General features: G+C 72.0%; 17 protein-coding genes. 8 read left to right on the top strand and 9 right to left on the bottom strand.

What is annotated here, in order from left to right:
* Together ACFXOA_RS18035 and aac(3) are read left to right on the top strand one after the other, a co-directional pair.
* A partial coding sequence (locus tag ACFXOA_RS18035; protein ID WP_385028821.1) for an RNA-guided endonuclease InsQ/TnpB family protein occupies positions 1-855 on the top strand: 855 nt, incomplete at its 5' end.
* 48 nt (positions 856-903) lie between these two features.
* Positions 904-1,788 (top strand): aminoglycoside 3-N-acetyltransferase, encoded by an 885-nt coding sequence (gene aac(3) / locus ACFXOA_RS18030; protein WP_385028819.1) that lies wholly within the window; start codon positions 904-906, stop codon positions 1,786-1,788.
* Positions 1,789-1,998: 210 nt separating this feature from the next.
* Here aac(3) and ACFXOA_RS18025 read toward each other — a convergent pair whose 3' ends face one another.
* The 3 genes from ACFXOA_RS18025 to ACFXOA_RS18015 all read right to left on the bottom strand — a co-directional run bounded on the left by ACFXOA_RS18025 (position 1,999) and on the right by ACFXOA_RS18015 (position 5,311).
* Complete coding sequence (locus ACFXOA_RS18025) at positions 1,999-3,069, bottom strand: hypothetical protein (protein ID WP_385028816.1); 1,071 nt, start codon at positions 3,067-3,069, stop codon at positions 1,999-2,001.
* A gap of 231 nt (positions 3,070-3,300) precedes the next feature.
* Entirely contained in the window at positions 3,301-4,614 is a 1,314-nt protein-coding gene (locus ACFXOA_RS18020) for a MerR family transcriptional regulator (RefSeq protein WP_385028813.1), read from the bottom strand.
* A gap of 28 nt (positions 4,615-4,642) precedes the next feature.
* Positions 4,643-5,311 (bottom strand): HEAT repeat domain-containing protein, encoded by a 669-nt coding sequence (locus tag ACFXOA_RS18015; RefSeq protein WP_385028810.1) that lies wholly within the window; start codon positions 5,309-5,311, stop codon positions 4,643-4,645.
* A gap of 157 nt (positions 5,312-5,468) precedes the next feature.
* Between ACFXOA_RS18015 and ACFXOA_RS18010 the strand changes: the two genes are divergently transcribed.
* Positions 5,469-6,566, top strand: a complete 1,098-nt coding sequence (locus ACFXOA_RS18010; protein WP_385028807.1) for a tyrosine-protein phosphatase — start codon at positions 5,469-5,471, stop codon at positions 6,564-6,566.
* Positions 6,567-6,652: 86 nt separating this feature from the next.
* On the opposite strand, the gene ACFXOA_RS18005 is transcribed toward ACFXOA_RS18010, so the two are convergent.
* The 5 genes from ACFXOA_RS18005 to ACFXOA_RS17985 form a co-directional block, all read right to left on the bottom strand.
* Positions 6,653-6,880, bottom strand: coding sequence for a hypothetical protein (locus ACFXOA_RS18005; RefSeq protein ID WP_385028805.1), 228 nt, complete (start codon positions 6,878-6,880; stop codon positions 6,653-6,655).
* 108 nt (positions 6,881-6,988) lie between these two features.
* Positions 6,989-7,390 carry a protein-tyrosine phosphatase family protein gene (locus tag ACFXOA_RS18000; RefSeq protein WP_385028831.1) on the bottom strand — a complete coding sequence of 134 codons (402 nt, stop codon included), beginning with the start codon at positions 7,388-7,390 and terminating at the stop codon, positions 6,989-6,991.
* A 502-nt stretch (positions 7,391-7,892) separates the two neighbouring features.
* Positions 7,893-9,296 carry a MarR family transcriptional regulator gene (locus ACFXOA_RS17995; RefSeq protein ID WP_385028802.1) on the bottom strand — a complete coding sequence of 468 codons (1,404 nt, stop codon included), beginning with the start codon at positions 9,294-9,296 and terminating at the stop codon, positions 7,893-7,895.
* A gap of 426 nt (positions 9,297-9,722) precedes the next feature.
* A complete protein-coding gene (locus tag ACFXOA_RS17990) occupies positions 9,723-11,933 on the bottom strand; it encodes a HelD family protein (protein ID WP_385028828.1) in 2,211 nt (736 codons plus the stop codon).
* A 168-nt stretch (positions 11,934-12,101) separates the two neighbouring features.
* Complete coding sequence (locus tag ACFXOA_RS17985) at positions 12,102-12,899, bottom strand: VOC family protein (protein ID WP_385028799.1); 798 nt, start codon at positions 12,897-12,899, stop codon at positions 12,102-12,104.
* A 329-nt stretch (positions 12,900-13,228) separates the two neighbouring features.
* Between ACFXOA_RS17985 and ACFXOA_RS17980 the strand changes: the two genes are divergently transcribed.
* The 3 genes from ACFXOA_RS17980 to ACFXOA_RS17970 all read left to right on the top strand — a co-directional run bounded on the left by ACFXOA_RS17980 (position 13,229) and on the right by ACFXOA_RS17970 (position 16,828).
* On the top strand, positions 13,229-14,176 hold the full coding sequence (locus ACFXOA_RS17980; RefSeq protein WP_385028796.1) for an SDR family oxidoreductase: 948 nt from the start codon (positions 13,229-13,231) through the stop codon (positions 14,174-14,176).
* Positions 14,177-14,597: 421 nt separating this feature from the next.
* A complete protein-coding gene (locus tag ACFXOA_RS17975) occupies positions 14,598-15,863 on the top strand; it encodes an MFS transporter (protein ID WP_385028793.1) in 1,266 nt (421 codons plus the stop codon).
* Positions 15,864-16,009: 146 nt separating this feature from the next.
* Positions 16,010-16,828, top strand: a complete 819-nt coding sequence (locus ACFXOA_RS17970) for a hypothetical protein (protein ID WP_385028790.1) — start codon at positions 16,010-16,012, stop codon at positions 16,826-16,828.
* Positions 16,829-16,923: 95 nt separating this feature from the next.
* Here ACFXOA_RS17970 and ACFXOA_RS17965 read toward each other — a convergent pair whose 3' ends face one another.
* Positions 16,924-17,367 (bottom strand): ATP-binding protein, encoded by a 444-nt coding sequence (locus ACFXOA_RS17965; protein ID WP_385028787.1) that lies wholly within the window; start codon positions 17,365-17,367, stop codon positions 16,924-16,926.
* 169 nt (positions 17,368-17,536) lie between these two features.
* Between ACFXOA_RS17965 and ACFXOA_RS17960 the strand changes: the two genes are divergently transcribed.
* Together ACFXOA_RS17960 and ACFXOA_RS17955 are read left to right on the top strand one after the other, a co-directional pair.
* Positions 17,537-18,388 carry a helix-turn-helix domain-containing protein gene (locus ACFXOA_RS17960; protein ID WP_385028784.1) on the top strand — a complete coding sequence of 284 codons (852 nt, stop codon included), beginning with the start codon at positions 17,537-17,539 and terminating at the stop codon, positions 18,386-18,388.
* Entirely contained in the window at positions 18,385-18,576 is a 192-nt protein-coding gene (locus ACFXOA_RS17955; RefSeq protein ID WP_385028781.1) for a DUF397 domain-containing protein, read from the top strand. The genes ACFXOA_RS17960 and ACFXOA_RS17955 overlap by 4 nt, the downstream gene beginning before the upstream one ends.
* Positions 18,577-18,624 lie beyond the last annotated feature (48 nt).

Here is an 18,624-nt window from a genome sequence, read left to right as displayed (position 1 = left end):
AGGTTCACGGCGAACGCCCGCTGGTCGATCACCCCGGGTCGGAAGCTGCGCCTGCCGAAGATCGGCGACGTCGAGGTGAAGTGGTCCCGGACGCTCCCCTCAGTGCCGTCGACGGTGACGGTGGTCAAGGACAGTGCGGGCCGGTACTTCGCGAGCTTCGTCGTCGAGACCGGCCCGCAGGAAGTCCTTCCCGAGGTCGTGCCCATGGTGGGTATCGATCTCGGGCTCGGGCACTTCGCCGTCCTGTCCGACGGGACGAAGGTCGACAGTCCGCGCTTCCTGCGCCGGGCCGAGAAGCGCCTGAAGAAGGCCCAGCGTGCCCTGGCCCGCAAGGTGAAGGGCTCCGGCAACCGGAACAAGGCCCGGATCAAGGTCGCCCGCGCTCACGCGAAGGTGGCCGACGCGCGCCGCGAGTTCCACCACCAGCTCTCCACCCGGCTGATCCGCGAGAACCAAGCGGTCGCCGTGGAGGACCTGGCGGTGAAGGGACTCGCCCGCACGCGCCTGGCCAAGTCCGTCCACGACGCCGGATGGTCGGCGTTCGTGACCATGCTGGAGTACAAGGCCGCCCGGTACGGGCGCACCTTCATCCGGATCGGCCGGTTCGAGCCGACCTCCCAGGTGTGCTCGCAGTGCGGCGTGAAGGACGGCCCCAAGCCGCTGCACGTCCGCGTGTGGACGTGCGGGGCGTGCGGGGCGGTCCTGGACCGGGACATCAACGCGGCGGTCAACGTCGCCAAGGCGGCCGGACTGGCCGTGTCAGCCTGTCGAGCGCAGGTAAGACCGGAACGTGTTCCGGCACCGCGCAGCGAAGCAGGAACCCACCCGACACCGCAGCCCTCAACGGCACGGTAGGCGGGAATCGCCGTCCTTCAGGGCGGCGAGGATGTCAAGGTCGGATTCATGGACCTCGATGCCCTGCTCGCACGCGCCGAAGGCCCCGTCACCCGCGCCCGCATCGGCCGTGATCTGGCCGCGCTCGGCCTCGCCGAGGGCGACACCGTGATGTTCCATACGCGGCTCTCCGCCCTCGGCTACGTCGCGGGAGGCCCACCGACGCTGATCAACGCCCTCCTGGACACCGTGGGGGAGCGGGGCACGCTCGTGGTCACCTGCGGCTGGCACGACGCCCTGCCGTACGGCTTCAGCGGCTGGCCGCGGCCATGGCAGGACGCCGTACGGGCCGAACACCCCGTCTACGAACCGGCGTCGAGCGAGGCGGACCACGACCACGGCCGTCTCCCGGAAGCCCTGCGCCGGTGGCCGGGGGCCGTCCGCAGCCGGCATCCCGACGTGAGTCTCGCGGCGCTCGGCCACGCGGCGGCCGAGCTGATGGCGGACCACCCGTGGGACGACCCGCACGGCCCCGGCAGCCCGCTCGCCCGGCTGGTCGACCGGGGAGGCCGGGTGCTGATGCTGGGCGCACCGCTGGAGACCCTCACCCTGCTCCACCACGCCGAGGCCCTGGCCGAGGCCCCCGGGAAGCGGTTCGTGGAGTACGAGCAGCCGGTGCTGGAGGACGGACGCCGGGTCTGGCGTCGCTTCCGTGACATCGACTCATCGGGCGGTGCTTTCGACTACTCCGCGGTCACGCCCGCCGGCCAGGACCCCTTCGAGACGATCGGCCGGGCCATGGTGGCCGCGGGAATCGGCCGCAGGGGAAGGGTGGGTGCGGCGGACAGCCACCTCTTCGAGGCGGCCGACGTCCTGGCCTTCGGGCGCACCTGGATGGAGGAGAACATCACCGGGCCCACCGGCACGGGACGCCCGACCGAGGGCGGCACCTGACCGGCGCGACGGAGCGCCACGGACCGCCACCGGACCGCCGGTGGTGGTGCCTGATGTGCGCGGTGCGGCGCGGTGCCGGACCGCCGTGGTGCTGCGGCGCGGTGCGGCACCGGACCGCCGTGGTGGTGCCTGATCGGCAGCGCCGGAGGTCCGGGGTTCCTGACCGGCACGGTCACCACCGGACCTCCGGACCTCCGGACCGCCGGAACATCACTGGATCAGGTCGGTGTGCGGATGCTCGGGGGAGTCCGGGCAGACGTATATCTGCATGTTGTCCGTGCTGCCCACCTCCACCGCGGTCGGCTGCGAGGGGCTGTGCCCGTGGTAGGAACCGGTGCGGGCGGCGGCCTGGTCCTCCTGCGGCGCCCAGCTGTGTCCGTCACTGCCGTCCCACTCCCAGGAGGCGATGGTCAGCAGCGGGACCATCCGTGCCTCGCACACGGCGCACGACCGGGGGTACGGGTCGGTGCGGCCCCACGGGGGCCAGCCACCGGCCTTCCAGCCGGGAGCGTTGCCCAGGTGGGTGCGGTAGAAGTCGGGCGGATACTCGTCGTAGGGGCTGTCCAGCTCGACTCCGGCCGCCCGCCACCTGTCCGGGTCCTCCAGCATCCGTCGCAGATCCGGGCTCAGGTCCAGGCTGTTGGGGTACTCGGTGATCGCCTCCGGCGCCAGGACGCACCGCTCCGGCACATATCCCGGATAGTCCGCCTCGTACGGTTCGGGTGGGTCGGTGAGGACATCGCCGACCTCTGCGGCCGATCGCCAGAACAGCGCGGTCGCCGGCTTGTAGTTCGGTTCGTGCTCGTAAGGGCACCAGAGGACCTGGAGCAGATCAGCCTGCCGGGGCGGCCGCAGCAGCGGTATGTCACGCAGGTGGAGCTGAGCCACCGGCAGCATCGGGACCGGGTGTTCGGCCGGTGGGTCACCGGCGTCGTACCGTGCGGCGAGCTGGGCGGCGCTGAGCTCTCCGAGCGCCTCCTCCTCGGGTGTGAGGGCGGGAGGCCGTTCGTCGGCTCGCCGACGCGACAGCAGGCGTCTCCGCAGCCGTATCGCGGTCGGTGACTCGCGGAATCCGGTGTCCACATGCAGGTGTGCGTCCGTGCAGTGCGGCCATGGTTCGTCCGCCGGCCACAGCAACGGCCCGCCGACCGAGCTGTCCCCGACCGAAGGGGACCCGGGGCGCGGATGCAGCCGGATGGCCGGCCGTGCGAGCGCGGCCAGCTCGGGGAAGACCGCTGCCACGTCTACCGGCCGCGGTGGAGTAGTACGTACGAAGCCCATGCCGTAATGCTGGCACCCGCCACTGACAGTCCCTCATCGGCCGTTCCCTGCCCGGGATCTGCCGTCCACAGCGGACTGCGGGTCCGGCGACTGCCTGCGGCTCCCGGAACGGTCGCGGGCTCCACGGCGGGCCGCAGGCTCCACGGAGGACCGCGGCGCTTCACGGCTCCACGGCGGACCGCAGCGCCACGGCGGACCGCGGGCTTCACGCAGTGCCGCCGGGAGTGCCGCTCACCGCTCCGTACCGTCGCGGAGGGTGAGGACGTAGGCCGCGGTGAGGGCCACCGCGCGGTCCTCGTCGTCGGTCAGGTCCGCCAGGGCGCGGGACGCCGTCGCCCCCGGGATCTCCGCGAGCGCCTGTGCGAGTCGGCGGCGTACGGCGGGGGCGGTGGCACGGCCTTCGAGGCGGCCGACCAACGCCGTGGCGATGAGGTCCGCCGGATCGGCGGCCGCGCCACCGCCATCAGACCCTTCACCAGGCCCCGTCCCTTCACCGGGCCCCGTCCGTTCACCAGGCCCCGTCCGTTCACCGGGCCCTGTACGTTCGCCGGGCCCTGGCCGTTCACCGGCTCCCGTCCGTTCGATGGGCCCCGTCCGTCCACCGACCCGCGACTGTTCGCCGGCTCCTGACCCTTCCCCGGCTCCTGATCCTTCCCCGGATCCTGCCCCTTCGCCGGACAGCGGCCGTTCGCCGGGCCCGGACCCTTCACCAGGCCCCGCCCCCTCATCAGGCACCCTCCGTTCCGCCAGTGCGCGCAGGGCGTCCGCCGCGTCCACGTCGTTCACGCCGTCGGCGACCATGGCCACCAGCGTGGGGACGAGCGCGGGGGCGTCATCGGCCAGGCGACGGGTCCCGAGGGCCAGGGCGGCGCTCCTGCGGACCACGACGTCGGAGTCCGTGAGGGCCTTCCGCAGGGGTGCGGCCACCATGTCCCCCGGCATCTCGGCGAGCGAGGCGACGGCGCGCCTGCGTACGGCGGTCACCGGGGAGCCGAGTGCCTCCGCCAGCAGCGCCACACCCGTGTCGCCCGACTGCGCCAGGGCCCACCGAAGAGCGCCGGCCACATTGGTGTCGCTCTCGCCCAGCGCGGCTTCCACCAGCGCCTCCACGGGGAGCTGCGCTTCCTCGCCCGAGGACAGGGCGGCGCGCTGGCGCGCCCCCGCACTCTCCGACCCCAGACCGTGGAGGAGCGAGACGGTCTGCAGTACGTCCTCCCACCCCGCCGGCTCGGCCGCGCCGATGCGCTGCAGCCGGGTGAGCAGAGCGGTCTCCGCCGCGATGCGCTCCCGCGTCCGGTGCACGAGGTCGTCGACGAGCCTCGCCGGTGTGAATCCGGGATCGTCCAGCGCCTGCCCGACCTCACGCAACGACAGGCCCAGCGACCGCAGGCTCTCGATGTGGAAGATGCGCCGGATGTCCTCGCCGGAGTACTCCCGGTACCCGCCGCCGGTGCGCCCCGTCGGGCGCACCAGACCCAGCGACTCGTAGTGCCTGAGCATGCGGGCGCTGACCCCGGACCTCCTCGCCACCTCACCGATCAGCACTGCCGCCCATCCCTTCGACCGTTCGTCCTCATCCCACCGGGCCGTCCGGGCCCAGGGCCACGATCCGCTTCGCCTCCTCCACCGCGAGCTCGAACCCGGCCTCCGGGTCGCTCAGGAGCCGCTCCGTGGCGAGGGCGTGCTGCCGGACCTCCGGGTCGGGGTCCGCGGTCGCGGCGCGCAGCGCCGGCCCGGCCACCTCGCCGAGTGCGACGACCGCCCGGCTCAGACTCAACCGCATGGCGCGCCCGCCGCGCCCCAACTGCGTCGCGAGTACGCCGACCAGGTCCCGCTCCTCACCCTCGGGCACCAGCACGACCGCCGCTCGCCAGGCGCTGCGCGCCACCTCGTCGTCCCGGTCGGTCAGCAGCTCCCGGGTGATCGCCGGCCACGCCTGCCCGTCCCCGATCTTGGACAGAGTGTGCAGCGACTGGCTCCTTGCCTGTGCCCGCTCCGACCCGAGCTCCACGAGCAGCGAGGGCACGACCTGCGAGGGCTCGTGGCGGGTGAGGGCCCAGGTCAGCAGCTCCCGTACCTGGAACTCGGGCTCGACCGCGCACCGCTCGACGAGCGTGCTCACGTACCGGGGGTCTGGGGCCGACCCGACGGCCATGGCCGCCCGCAGCCGCACCGAGGCGTCGTCCGCGCCCAGCGCCCGGAGCGCCCGCGTCGTGCCGTTGTCCTGCTCTGCCGTGATCATGGGGACCACCTCCTCGCCCCCAGTGGAGACGTTGCCACCGTGTCAAGGTCAAGCCGCCGGCCAGAGCGGTCGGGCGGATCCTGCTGTTCGACCGGGGTTCCCGGCGCGTTCACCAGGCATTACGGCGGCCAACGCCGAGCACCCAGACGATGCGTGCATGAACCACATGACTCGTGTCAAGGCCTCTTCCTGCGCCCTGGCCGCAGCGCTCCTCGTAGGCATCACCGCCCCCGCGGTCTCGGCCCACGGGGCACCCTCCCACGGCGCGCCCTCCCACTCCGGGCGTGAGTCCCACGCACGAATCCCCTTCACCCAGGCCGAGGTCACCGCCGAGGACGACGGCTCCTACACCGTCGAGTGGAAGGCGCCCGGGGTGCGCCACGTCTCGATCAAGGCGAACGGCCGTACCGTCGCCTCCGGCGGATCGGCCGGCAAGGCCACCGTGCGCGGGCTGCGCCCCGCCGACCGGCAGTGGTTCGACCTGGTGCCCGAGCGCGGTGGCTCCCTGCACCTCGCCGACCGGCTGATCAAGCTGGAGGGTTCCGTCAACTTCCGTGACGCGGGCGGTTACCGCACCACCGACGGCCACTGGGTGAAGATGGGCGAGGTCTACCGCTCCGACGCCCTGGACAAGCTCACCGACGCCGACCTGGCGAAGCTCCGCCGGCTGTCGGTCCACACCGTCTACGACCTGCGCATGGAGTCCGAGCGCACCGCCGGTGCCGACCGTGTCCCGGCCGGTGCCACCCACGTCGTCGCCGATGTCCTCGCCGGGTCGACGTCCATGACCACCATGCCGACCACCCCCGAGGAGGGCGTGGCGATGATGGTCCAGGGCGAGAAGTTCATGGTCAGCGGCGACACCGCGAAGGCGGCCTACCGGAGTGTCCTCGGCGGGATCGCGGACGACGGTTCGCGGGCCGTCGTCTTCCACTGCACGGCCGGCAAGGACCGTACGGGCTGGGCCAACGCCGCTCTGCTGACGGCGCTCGGTGTGCCGCGTTCGACGGTCATGGAGGACTACCTCGCCTCCAACGACTACCGCGCCGAGGCCAACGCCGCGGCCCTCGCCTCGATGCCGGCCGCGCAGGCCGCCGTCTACAAGCCCCTCATGGATGTGCGGGCCGAGTACCTCAACTCCGGTTTCCAGGAGGTCGGGAAGAAGTTCGGTTCGTTCGAGGCGTACGAGAAGAAGGCGCTCGGCCTGGACTCCGAGGACATCCGCGACCTGAAGCGCGACCTGCTGGTCGGCTGAGCCGGGTCCTCGCGCAGGGGGAGCGCGTGCCGGCGGCGTCCGTACGGTCGACCGGACGCCGCCGGAGCGGTCCTGGGCCCTGCCCTTCAACCCAGCAGTACGTCGTCGTCGCCGAGACGCTTGAGCTCGCGGTAGAGCACGGCGAGACCGGTGGCGACCTTCGCGGCCGAGACGACCGCGTCGACCAGCCGGAGGGTGTCCTCCTCCTGCCGGGCCAGCTTGGCCTCCTTCACGACGCCGAGCACACCGAACGCGGTGGTCCCGATCGATATGTACAGCCGGGACCTGGACTTCTTCTTCATCTTCGAACCCATGGTTGTGGAGCCTCCTCGGACAGCGGCTGCCCAGCTTTCCGCGAAGGTCACCTCACGGTTCCGGCCGGAACCCCGCCGTGTGGCCCGGACGCCGCACCCGGTGGGTCCTCACGGCCGCCGGGTGCCCGGGTCCCCGGCCACCGCTGCCCGGCGGACGAACCGCCGCTGCCAGGGCGTCTCGACCGCGCGGCGGTGGTAGTTCTCCCGCACCCAGGCGACGGCCTCCTCCGGGTCCATGCCCTCGAAGACGCACATGAGGGACAACGCCGTGCCGGTGCGCCCCACTCCGCCGCCGCAGCACACCTCGACGCGTTCGCTCACGGCCCGTTCATGGGCGCGGCGGAGCACGGCGATGGCGTTGCCGGGGTCGGAGGGGAGCCAGAAGTCCCGCCAGTGGATCCACGCGGATTCCCAGGGCGGCCCGGGCGGACGCCGGCCGGTGAGGTGTACGGCGAAGTCGGGTGCCGGACCGGTGGGTCGGCCGTACCTCAGCCCCCGCCCCCTGACCATCCGCCCGGACGGCAGCCGGACCACGCCCGGGGCGCCGGCTTCCCACGATTCGCTTTCGTACTTCGCGAGGTGGAGCAGGGCGTGGGACCGCCCCTGCCAGGTGCCGTCGGGCCGACCGACGTGGATGCGGGTGGTGATCCGGGAGTGCCTTTCGGGCCCGCCGCTGAGGAACGCGACGAGATCGCACGCGATGTCGTCGATGTCCTCCTCGGCCTCGGCCGTGCGAGCCGCGACAGCGAAGTGCAGGACCACGGCGCCCGGAAGCGGCTCGACGGCGATGCCGAGCATCCCCGGGCCGATCAGGCCCAGAGCGGCCTGACCGGTCTGCAGCAGGAGGTAGTTGCGGCGCAGCAGCTCACGTTCTTCGGAATCGGTGAGGTCCGGGGCGTAGTACTGCTCGGCGGGATGATCCACCGTAGAACGGTAACGGGCATCCCCGTAGCCGACGTTCGGATGGCACAGGGTGAACGCTTCCTCCGCCGGGGTGAGCGGATCCGCTGCCTCAGGGAGACCTGAGCAAGGTCCGGAGCCCGGCGGTGAACGTCCGTACGTCCTCCTCGCTGGGGCGGCCGACCTCCCTTGGTGCGGGCTCGTCGCCGCCGGGCTGCCTGCAGGGGCGGCAGAGGCCGTCCGGCAGCGCCTCGGCGCGGCCGGGGGTGCCGCACTTCGTGCACTCCAGCATCACCCGGCGCACGGGGGTGCCCGCAGGGGGCGGGGTCGGAGCGGTGGGGGCGTGCGGCGGGATCTTGTCGGTCAGGCGGCGGCGTACGAGGCCGAGGGGGGAGCCCACCTGCGCGGGAAGCCCCGCCGTAAGCGCCTGGGTGAGGTAGTCCGTGTCCACACCGCGCGCCAGCCACTCGGCGGCCCGGGGCTCCAGGACCGCGCAGTCGGCGGCGGACAGGGCCAGACGGGCGTCTACCCGGCCGAGCCCCGCGAGCGCGAGGTAGGCCGGGGAGGGGGATTCGGGCCCCGCGGGGGGAGTGGGCGAAGGCCCGGCGGGTGGAGCGGGCGGCACGTACGGCGCGGGAGGCGCGACGTGCGCCGCGCCCGCGTCGGCTCGCCACTCGGGCGACTCAGGCGACTCGGGCGGCTCCGGCGACTCCGGTGGCTCCGGCGACTCCGGTGCGGGGGCGGCGGATCCTTCGGGCGCAGACGGAGAGGCAGGCGCAGACACAGACGGAGCGGCAGACGCATACGGAGCGGCGGGCGCGGGGGACGCGACGCCGGGTGCACCGGGAAGGCTGGGCAGGGCGGGCAGGGCGGGCAGGGCGGAGGTGCTTTGCACGGCTGCCGGAACCGGTGGTACGAGGACACTCCCCGGCATCCGGGCCGGATCCGGCGCAGGTGCGGGAACGGGAGCCGGAGCGGAAGCAGCGGCAAAGGGCGCGGCAGGCGCGCTCGGCCCGACAGGTGCGGTGGGCCCGGAATGCGGGCCCGGGGCGACCGGTGGAGCGGCGGCAGGAGTGGTGAGCTCCGTCGTGGTCACCTCGGCCGACGCCCACCACTCGTTGTCGCGCGCCGTACGCGACCAGAACGTCCTTGACACCCAGCGGACTTGACCCTGCTCGCCGACCAGGCACCGTACGCGTCGCAGATACCCGGCCGCTGCCAGCGCCTTCAGCGCGGAGGCGACGGCCTGCTGGCCGTACAGGGGGAGTTGCTTGGCGAGGCTCTTGACGTCCATGGAGGCGCCGTCGGGGAGCTGGTCGATGTACCCGGCGATGTGCCGTTCGCGGGTCGGCAGCAGGGCGAAGGTGTCGGCGCGCCGGGGGAGTTGGCCGGGCATGGAGCGCTTGCCGTAGCCGGGCCTGGCCATCGGGTAGGCGGCGTTCGTACGCGCGGTGCGCTCGACGGGGTGTGAGGGTGCGGTTCCGCGCGGGGCGGGGATAACCTGCTGGGCAGCCACGGATCGCTTCTTTCGATCTTGCGGTGAGACCCCGGCCTGGTGTGCCATCACCTCGTCGGGGTCGTTCGTTTCCGGCACCGTAAGCAGTCGCCACTCTCCGCCGCAAGTCGGTCACGATTAGTCATACTTGCTGGCCGTGACGGGTCGGGGAGGTGGGGAGGTCTTCCCAACCAACCTTCTTTCCCACCCGGTTGAGGGCATCGCTCGGATCTCGGCTCTCGCGTCCCGGCCCTCGAATCCCGACCCCCGGGTCCCGAGGCTCAAGCTCCGGGCCGACGACGGGATTCCGTCCCTCGAAGGGGTGAACAGATCAGGCCGGAGCTCGACTCCCGGAGCTTGAGCTCCCAGCTACAAGACCCGAGCTTCGGGACGGGAGACGGTGGCACGGGACTCACACCCAGGCCCCCTCCACCCACCCCGCCCCGCTCAGCGCAGCGAGTCCGGCAGTTCCTCCCGGTGGACGATGCCCAGGCGCTGCGTCGCCCTGGTCAGGGCCACGTACAGATCGCTGGACCCGAACCGTCCCGGCTCGACGACCAGTACGTTGTCGAACTCCAGCCCCTTCGCCTCACGCGGACCCAGCAGCACCACGGTCCGGGTCAGGTCGGGTTCCTCGCCTGCGGTGACCCCGTCGAGCCGTCCCGCGATCTCCTCGTGCAGCGCACGCGGCGCGATCACCGCGAGACGGCCCTCGCGGGGTGTCAGCTCCTCGACGGCCCGCGCGACCGCGCCCGCCAGATCCGGGCCTGTCTCCCGCGTCCACGGCTTCTCGCCGGTCGACCGCACCGAACCCGGCGGCTCGAAGGACGGGTCCCCGGCCCGTATCACCCTCGCGGCCAGCTCCATGATCTCGGCGGGCGTGCGGTAGTTGACCCCCAGCCGCACGTGCTCGAAGCGGTCACCGACGTACGCTTCGAGGATCCGCTCCCACGAGCCGACCCCGGCCTCCTCCGACGTCTGCGCGGGGTCGCCGACCAGCGTCAGGGAACGGGTCGGCGAACGCCGCATCAGCAGCCGCCACGCCATCGGCGACAGCTCCTGCGCCTCGTCGACGATGATGTGCCCGAACGCCCACGTCCGGTCCGCGGCGGCGCGTTCGGCCGCGCTGCGGTGGTCGCCCTCCTCGTGGCGTTCGGCCATCCGGTCGGCGTCGATGATGTCGTGGGCGGCCAGGACCTCGGAGTCCTCCTCGTCCTCGAACTCGTACGTCTCCGAACCCCGCGACAGGTCCAGGACCCCCTGCGCGTACGCGACCCGCTCCTGCCGTACCGCCTCGGCGGCGGCTCGCTCGGCGCTGTCGTCGGAGCCCAGCAGCTCGGCGGCCTCGTCCAGCAGCGGCACGTCGGCCGGCGTCCACTCGCCGCCCGGTGCGCGCCTGATCGCCGCAGCGTCCTCCTCGGACACGTACACCGGCTCGGCCAGGTAGTCGGTGACGAACTCCTCCGGCGTGAGCTGCGGCCACAGCTCACCGATCGCCGCGTGCACCTCCTCACTGGCCGCGACGGCCTTCCCGATCTGCGCGATGTCGTCCGCACCGAGGAAGTTGGGCCCGCCGTACGGGTCGGCGCCGATCCGCTCGGTCAGCTGGGCGGTGAGTGCGTCGATGACGTGGAAGGCGAAGTACGGGCGGGCGAGGTTGTGCGGCAGACGCGTCTCGCGGGCGGCCTGCCTGGCCTCGTAGGCGATCTCCCAGTCCAGCACGAGGTCACCGTCGTCATGGGTGACGATCATCGGCGCCCCGGGCTCGGGCAGCGCCTGCCGGTCGCGTACGGCCAGCGCCAGCGCCTCCGCCATCTCCGCGCCGCCCTTCACTGAGGCCGCGCGGGGAGTGTCGGTGCCCCGGGCGTGCACGCCGGGGAAGAGCTCGGCCTGAGTGGCCAGCATGACCCCGGTCTCGCCGAGAGCCGGCAGCACCTCGCCGATGTAGCGCAGGAAGGCCGGGTTCGGGCCGACGACCAGGACCGCCCGCTTGGCCAGCAGCTCACGGTGCTCGTACAGCAGGAACGCCGCGCGGTGCAGCGCGACCGCCGTCTTGCCCGTGCCGGGTCCGCCCTCCACGACGAGGACACCCCGGTGCGGGGCGCGGATGATGCGGTCCTGCTCCGCCTGGATCGTCCGCACGATGTCGCCCATGCGGCCGGTACGCGCGGAGCTCAGCGCGGCGAGCAGCACCGCGTCGCCGCTCGGGTCCTCGAAACCGGTGCGCTCGTCGTCACCCAGGTCGAGGATCTCGTCGTGCAGCTCGGTCACCGTGCGGCCCTCGGTGGTGAGGTGTCTGCGACGGCGCAGACCCATCGGCGTGTGACCGGTGGCGAGATAGAAGGGCCGGGCCACCGGAGCCCGCCAGTCGATCAGCAGAGGCGTGTGGTCGGAATCGTCCTCACGAATTCCGATACGGCCGATGTGGTGCGCGGTTCCGTTCCGGAGATCGATACGGCCGAAACACAGGGAGCCGTCCACCGCGTTCAGGGCGGCGAGCAGCCCCGAGCGCTCCGAGACGAGCACATCTCGCTCCAGCCGTGCCTGCTGGCCCGTCCCCACCGGCGTCAGCGCGTCCTCGACGCGCTGCGCGGTGTCGCCACGCAGCGCGTCGACGCGGGCGTAGAGCCGGTCGACGAATTCCTGCTCCTTCTGCAATTCGACGTTTTCGCGAGTTGACAAAATCGCTCCCTGCCGGATATGGTGTTTCTAGTGGCCCCCTCTGAGGGGCCTTTTCTGTGGGCGCACAGAAACACTCAATATACGTCAGGAAATCCCCAACCAACAATTGCGGCCGGGGATTTTCCGTGTGACCGCCCGGTGGGTTCAGCTCCCGGCCTGGGCGAGCACCACGAACTCCGCCCCCCACGGGTCGAGGCACACCGCGAGCCTGCCGACCCCCTCGGCGTCGTCGGGTCCCATCTGCACCTTGCCCTTGCTGCCGGTGACCGCGGCGACCGCCTCGTCGCAGTCGGAGACGGCGAACACCGGATGCCAGTACGGGTGCCCGCCCGCCTGCGCGAGGTGCTCGGCGGGCAGTTCCATCAGGCCCCCGTGCATACGCTCCTCGGGGAGTCCGGCCGGCGTGATCATGGTGTAGGTGCCGCCACCGCCCGGCATCTCCGTCTCGCTGTACCGCCAGCCGAGCACGGAGCCGTAGAACTCCTTCGCCGCCGCCGCGTCCGTGGTGTACAGCTCCGTCCACGACAGCGAGCCGGGCACGTCCACCACCTCCACACCCTTGGTGGACCCGGGCTGCCAGACCGCGAACTGGGCGCCTTGCGGGTCGGTGTACTGGGCCATCCGGCCCCACTCGTCGAGGTCCGTCGGCGCCACTCGCACCGTGCCCTTCGCGGCCTCCACCGCACGGGTGGTGCCGTCGGCGTCGGCGACGCTGTAGTAGATCATCCAGGCTGACTTCGCGCCCTTCTCGGTGAGCTTGCCGAGCCCGGCGACGATCTTGCCGTCCTTCCGGAACATGCCGCCCTCCGGCTCGTCGGGCGCCCCCATCGCCTCGAAGCTCCAGCCGAGGACCGTGCCGTAGAAGGCGGAGGCACCCTGGACGTCAGGGGTGCCGAGGTCCAGCCAGCAGGGCGAGCCAGGGACAAAATCGGTGGTGATCACAGCGCCATTCCCTTCCGGAGATCCTTCTTCTCAGCGTGACACCGCCCCCGGGGCACCGCCCGTCGAGCGCCGTCTCCCCGGCCGTGCCGCCAGGCGCCGTCTCTCCGCCCGTCCCTTGTCCCTCCTCCCGTGCCGCCGGGCGCCGTCTCTCCGCCCGCCCGTCCCCACGTCTCGCCGCCCGTGCCGACAGGAGCACGCTCCGGGCACGGGCGGCGAGACGTGGGGCGGTCAGGTTGCGGTGACCCGCTCGCCGCCGGACGGTGGTGCGGTGACCGGGGCGGCACCACCGCTGTCCGGGACGCCCCGGGGGCGGGAAACGAGGAGAGACCATGCGCGACGCCCTCCGCGGTACACGAGCCCGCCGCCCCGCCGACCCCTTGCGCGGGCGGGTGGCTGTCGTCACCGGAGCCGCCCGCGGGGTGGGCGAAGCCCTCTCAAGAAGCCTCTCCGAGGCCGGCATGCGGGTGGCCCTGCTCGGGAGGGAGAGGGAGACGCTGGAAGAGGTCGCCGCGTCCCTGCCCGGTCCGACGCTCTGCATCGAATCCGACATCACCGACCGTGCGACGCTCACCGAGGCGGCCCGCCGGGTGGAAGCCGAACTCGGCCCCGCGAGCGTGGTCGTGGCCAACGCGGGCATCGCGGTGAGCGGTTCCTTCACCGGCACGGGCCCCGAACTCTGGCAGCGGGTCATCGACGTCAACCTCATCGGATCGGCCGACACCGCCCGCACGTTCCTGCCCCAACTGACGGCGACCAGAGGTTACTTCCTGCAGATCGCCTCCACGGCCGCGTTCGGTGCCGCGCCGATGATGAGTGCCTACTGCGCCTCCAAGGCCGGCGTGGAGTCGTTCGCCCTCGCCCTGCGCGGCGAGGTCGAACCGGACGGGGTCCAGGTCGGCATCGCCTACCTCCACTGGACCCGCACCGACATGCTCAGCGGCATCGACGAAGACCCCGTCCTCGAATCCCTGAGACGCAACCAGCCCCGCGCCGCCCGCCGGGTACACACCCCCGGCCAGGTCGCCGAATGGCTCACCCGGGGTATCGAGCACCGGGCCCCGAACATCTACGCCCCACCGTGGCTCCGCCTGTGCCAGCCGTTGCGCCCCCTGTTCCCGGCAGTCGTCGCCCGGACCGCCAGGCGCGAACTGCGGCGACGCCCGCGCGAGGCGATGACCACCTCATCCGGGGTGCTGGGGGCGGGAGGACGAGCCGACTGGGACTCCTACCAGGCCACCCACCGATCCCACGGACACGGGACGAGGCAGGGCAGCTGAGGCGGATCCGCTGAGACCGGGCCGTTGAGGCAGGGGTGCGGAGACGGGGCAGCGGCGACGGGGCGCGCCGGCGACGGGGCCGGTGAGGCAGGGGCGCAGCGACAGGTCCGCTGCAGCAGGGCAGCGGAGGCGGGGCAGTGGAGACGGGGCATCGGAGGCGGGGCGCCGCGGCGACGGGCCCGTTGAAGCGGGGCCCGCTCAGGCAGGGCCGCCGGGACGGGGCCGGCCGAGCCCCGCCGGGGGCTTCAGCCGCACGGGCATCCCCGCCTCCTCCCGGCGCGGCTCCGCTCCGGGGTCCGCCCGCAGCACCCGGGGCCGAGCGGCGATGGCTTCCCCTGCACTCCGGAGGAGTGTACGTTCGTACGTACCAGGTCGGGGCGTCCGTGGGCCCCGCAACGTCTTCCGAAAGAGCTCACCTCTGATGGACCGGGCCACGAGCCGCCGCCGCACGGCGTTGTTCCTCTTCTTCCTGATACCGGGCCTCTCGGTCTCCTCCTGGGTGACCAGGACCCCGGACATCAGGGATCAACTGGGAGCCTCCACGGCACAGATGGGCCTGATCCTCTTCGGCCTGTCCGTCGGCTCCATGCTGAGCATCCTGATGTCCGGGGCCCTGGTGGCACGCTTCGGCACCAGGCCGGTGATGGGCGTGGGCACGGCTCTGTTCGTCGTCAGCATCGCCGTCATCGGAGTCGGCACCCTGCTCGCCTCGGCGCCCACCGTCACCCTCGGGCTGCTGCTCTTCGGTCTCGGGATGGGCGGCGGCGAGGTCGCCGTGAACATCGACGGAGCCGAGGTCGAACAGATCACAGGCCGCACGGTGCTGCCCACCCTGCACGGCTTCTTCAGCCTCGGGACGGTCGTCGGCGCCTGCGCCGGAATCCTCTGCACGGCCGTCGAGTTCCCCGTGGAATGGCACCTGGGCGTCGTGGCGCTCCTCACCGCCGGCATGTTCGGCTACGGCATCCGCGCCATCCCCTCCGGCGTCGGCAGGACCAGGGGGGCCCGGCCCGCAGACGGCGGCACCGCCCCGGCCCGGGCGGCCGTGTGGAAGGACCGGCGCCTCCTGCTGATCGGCGGCATCATCCTCGCCATGGCCCTCGCCGAGGGCGCCGCCAACGACTGGCTGCCCCTGCTCATGGTCGACGGCCACGGCGTGGACCCGGCCCTCGGCTCCGCCGTCTACGCCGGCTTCGCAGCGGCCATGACCCTCGGCCGCTTCTGCGGGACCTTCCTCATCGACCGCTTCGGCAGAGCCCTCGTCGTACGGGCCAGCGCGCTCTCCGCCGCCCTCGGACTCACCCTCGTCATCTTCGCCGACTCGCCCGTACTCGCCGGTGCCGCCGTCCTCCTCTGGGGCCTGGGCGCCTCGCTCGGATTCCCCGTCGCCCTCTCCGCGGCCGGCGACTCCGGCCCCGACCCGGCGGCCCGCGTCAGCCTCGTCGCGATGATGGGCTACATCGCCTTCCTCGTCGGACCCCCCAGCCTCGGTTTCCTCGGCGACCACTACGGCCTGCGCGCCGCCATGGTCGTCGTCCTCTGCTTCGTCGCCGTGGCGGTGTTCCTGGCACCGGCCATCGGGGGGCGTAGGGGTGCGACACAGGGAGGGCCCACGTCCGTTCCCGGCTGCGACCCGGGGGCTGAACACACCCAGGAATCCAGCGAACGGCCCCTCACCGAACGGTGACACCGGTCGGTGAGTGCCCCCGGCACCGGACGGCGTGAGCCTCGGTGAGATCTCTCGCCATCGTTCAACGCACCCTGTTGACCTGGGGAAACCGCAGGCTGCACACTTACTCGGCCCCCGCACGGGGACCATGAGGGGGGAGCAGCATGATCACGTGTGAGTCCTATCAGGAACGCTGCGAGCAACTGTTCCTGGCCGGAGGAAACGCAGCTGTACGGCGCGCGGCGCAAGAAGGGCTGGACGAACTCGGCCCGCTGGCCGATCTCTACTGCTGGCTGGCCCTCGGGCATGCGGTGGAGGACGACGACGACCACGACGATCAAGCGGAGACGGCGTTCCGGGCCGGGCTCGCCCTGGACGGGAACCATTTCGGACTCCTCGCCGGATATGCCGAACTGTGCCTGCGCGCGGACGCCTTCGAGTACCCGGGGCGTGCCGCGCGAGCGGTGCAGCTCTCTCGACGTCTCAAGGAACTGGCCCCTCTGTCCGAGGAGGCCGCGAAGCTCGCCGCCGCGGAGCGTTGGGCGCGGCGCGGCTATTGGGAGGACATCAGGATGCAGGCGGTGCTCCGTGCGACTGCGGGGCGCGACACCGAAGCCCAGGCTCGCGCGCTGGCCGAGGATCTTGCGCAGGGCCGTGGCCCTGCAGCGCCGGACGCGGACATCGCCGACCGTGACACCGCTGTGCGTGCCGCGACGATGGCCGCGCTGTCCGGACCGTGGAACGCCCCGGTCCGTGTCCTCGGCCGCCACCGTACGGCCGCCTGGTCGGTCTGTTTCATCCTCTGCTTCCTCACCAACACGCTGCTGCGACAGACCGGCGTGGTCACATCGTTCAGCGTGTGGGGGTGGGGCTGGATGGTTCCTCTCCTGCTCGTCGACCGCCGCTTCGCCGCAGTCCGGAAGGAGGCGGAGGCCGACTACGTCGCCCGTCTCGAAGCCTCACTCTCCGCCGGACCACGCTGACGAGACCGAGTGGGCTCGATCCCATGCCGGCGCCCTTCGTGCCACCCGTGGCCCGCTCCCGTAGGACGGCCGTCGACGTCGGGAAGCGGCGGCGCTCAGCCTCGGCACGCGGTCCATTCGCACTCGGCCCAGACAGTCTTGCCCGGGCCCACGCGGTCACACACGCCCCAGCGGGTGGACAGCGCCGCGACGAGGACAAGCCCACGGCCGCATCCCTCGACCGGACCCGAACGGACAAGAACCGGCCGAGCCGGATGGGTGTCCGACACCTCGACACGGATGATTCGAAGGGTGTTCTCACATGTGAGCCGCAGCGCGAAGTCCCGTCCGGGAACGCGGCCGTGCAGTACCGCGTTGGCGGCCAGCTCGGCGACGACGACCGTCACCGCCTCGTGGTCGGCGGCCCCGGGCGGGAACCCCCACTCGGTCAGCTGGACGGCGGTGAGCAGACGCGCGAGACGCGCCCCGCGGCGGGTGGACGAGAAACGCTGGTCGAACGCGCGGTAGGTGCGGCCCGGTCGGGTGTGCAGCTCTGTCATGGCGTCAGCCTGCGCGTACGTGAAGCCCCCGCGGCAGGCACGGCACCCATACAGATCGGCTTGTACGGGCTCACCGACTGGACCGGGTCGGTCACGACCCGTAACCATGGGGGCGGGCCCGACCGATTCCGGGCCGTGGGGCTGCGGCACGGAGAGATGCGGGCGCGACATGGCTACGGAGTACGGCGGCGGGACCCACGCCGGCGGCGACACCTCCCCCTCGGACGGCCTCAAGGCGTTCGGAGCCGTACTGAAGGCGCTCCGGGAGGAAGTGCAGCTCACCCAGGAGCAGTTCGCGGCCCTGGTGCAGTACTCGGTGGCGTACGTCGCCAAGATCGAGCAGGGCAAACGCTTCCCGCCGCGGGACCTGCTGACCCGCTCGGAGGACGTCCTGGGCGCGACCGCCTGCCGCGTCCTCACCGCCGCCGCCGGCAGCCTGTCCCGGAAGGCGGGCCTCGCCTCGTGGTTCCTGCAGTGGGCGGCGATCGAGGAGGAGGCGGTGACGCTGTGCGCGTACGAATGCCGCGCTATCCCCGGGCTGTTGCAGCCCGAGTGCTACATCCGTGCCGTTTTCGAGCGACGACTGCCTCCGCTGTCGAGCGAGCAGATTGAGCAGCAGGTGGCCGCGCGGTTGGAACGCCAGCATCTGCTCGCTGACAGGCCCAATACGGCTTTCAGCTTCGTCATCGAACAGGCGCTCCTGGAGCGCCACTTGGGTGGACCTGTGGTGACTCACACACTGCTCGGTCATCTGCTGGAGCAGGGCGAGCGACGGAACGTCGAGATCCAGGTGATGCCGCTTCGGCAGTACGACCACGCCGGCATCGACGGCTTGATGTACCTAGCCGAGAGTGGACGGCACGAATGGGTGGGGTACTCCGAGGGGCAGCAGTCAAGCGTGCTGATCACCTCGCCGCCTGACGTGAGCGCGATGCTCCAGCGCTATGGCAAGCTGCGTTCGCAGGCCCTCGGCAGTGAAGCCACGGCGAGCCTGCTGGACCAGATGCGAGGAGCGCTATGAGGACCAACGACCCGGTTTGGTTCAAGAGCAGCTACAGCGGCAGCTCGGGTGACAACTGTGTCGAGGTCGCCCTCTGCTCCGATGCTGTTCTCGTACGGGACTCGAAGGACATCCCCAGGCTCCCGCTCGCCATCTCCCGACATGCGTGGTCGGACTTCGTCACGTGCGCGTCCGAGCTGCTGAGCTGACCTTCCGTGCCGAGCCATCGAGGGCCACGTGCTCGACCGGTGTCCCCC

Source organism: Streptomyces sp. NPDC059166 (assembly GCF_042755185.1).
In the GTDB taxonomy this organism is placed as follows: Bacteria; Actinomycetota; Actinomycetes; order Streptomycetales; family Streptomycetaceae; genus Streptomyces.
This window is presented reverse-complemented; position numbering and strand designations above follow the sequence as displayed.

Bases quoted from the DNA above. Each gene is read 5' to 3' on its own strand.
- ACFXOA_RS18025 (WP_385028816.1), bottom strand. From the start codon at position 3,069: ATGGGCTTCGTACGTACTACTCCACCGCGGCCGGTAGACGTGGCAGCG.
- ACFXOA_RS18015 (WP_385028810.1), bottom strand. From the start codon at position 5,311: ATGATCACGGCAGAGCAGGACAACGGCACGACGCGGGCGCTCCGGGCG.
- ACFXOA_RS18010 (WP_385028807.1), top strand. From the start codon at position 5,469: ATGAACCACATGACTCGTGTCAAGGCCTCTTCCTGCGCCCTGGCCGCA.
- ACFXOA_RS18005 (WP_385028805.1), bottom strand. From the start codon at position 6,880: ATGGGTTCGAAGATGAAGAAGAAGTCCAGGTCCCGGCTGTACATATCG.
- ACFXOA_RS18000 (WP_385028831.1), bottom strand. From the start codon at position 7,390: ATGGTCAGGGGGCGGGGGCTGAGGTACGGCCGACCCACCGGTCCGGCA.
- ACFXOA_RS17980 (WP_385028796.1), top strand. From the start codon at position 13,229: ATGCGCGACGCCCTCCGCGGTACACGAGCCCGCCGCCCCGCCGACCCC.
- ACFXOA_RS17975 (WP_385028793.1), top strand. From the start codon at position 14,598: ATGGACCGGGCCACGAGCCGCCGCCGCACGGCGTTGTTCCTCTTCTTC.
- ACFXOA_RS17970 (WP_385028790.1), top strand. From the start codon at position 16,010: ATGATCACGTGTGAGTCCTATCAGGAACGCTGCGAGCAACTGTTCCTG.
- ACFXOA_RS17965 (WP_385028787.1), bottom strand. From the start codon at position 17,367: ATGACAGAGCTGCACACCCGACCGGGCCGCACCTACCGCGCGTTCGAC.
- ACFXOA_RS17960 (WP_385028784.1), top strand. From the start codon at position 17,537: ATGGCTACGGAGTACGGCGGCGGGACCCACGCCGGCGGCGACACCTCC.
- ACFXOA_RS17955 (WP_385028781.1), top strand. From the start codon at position 18,385: ATGAGGACCAACGACCCGGTTTGGTTCAAGAGCAGCTACAGCGGCAGC.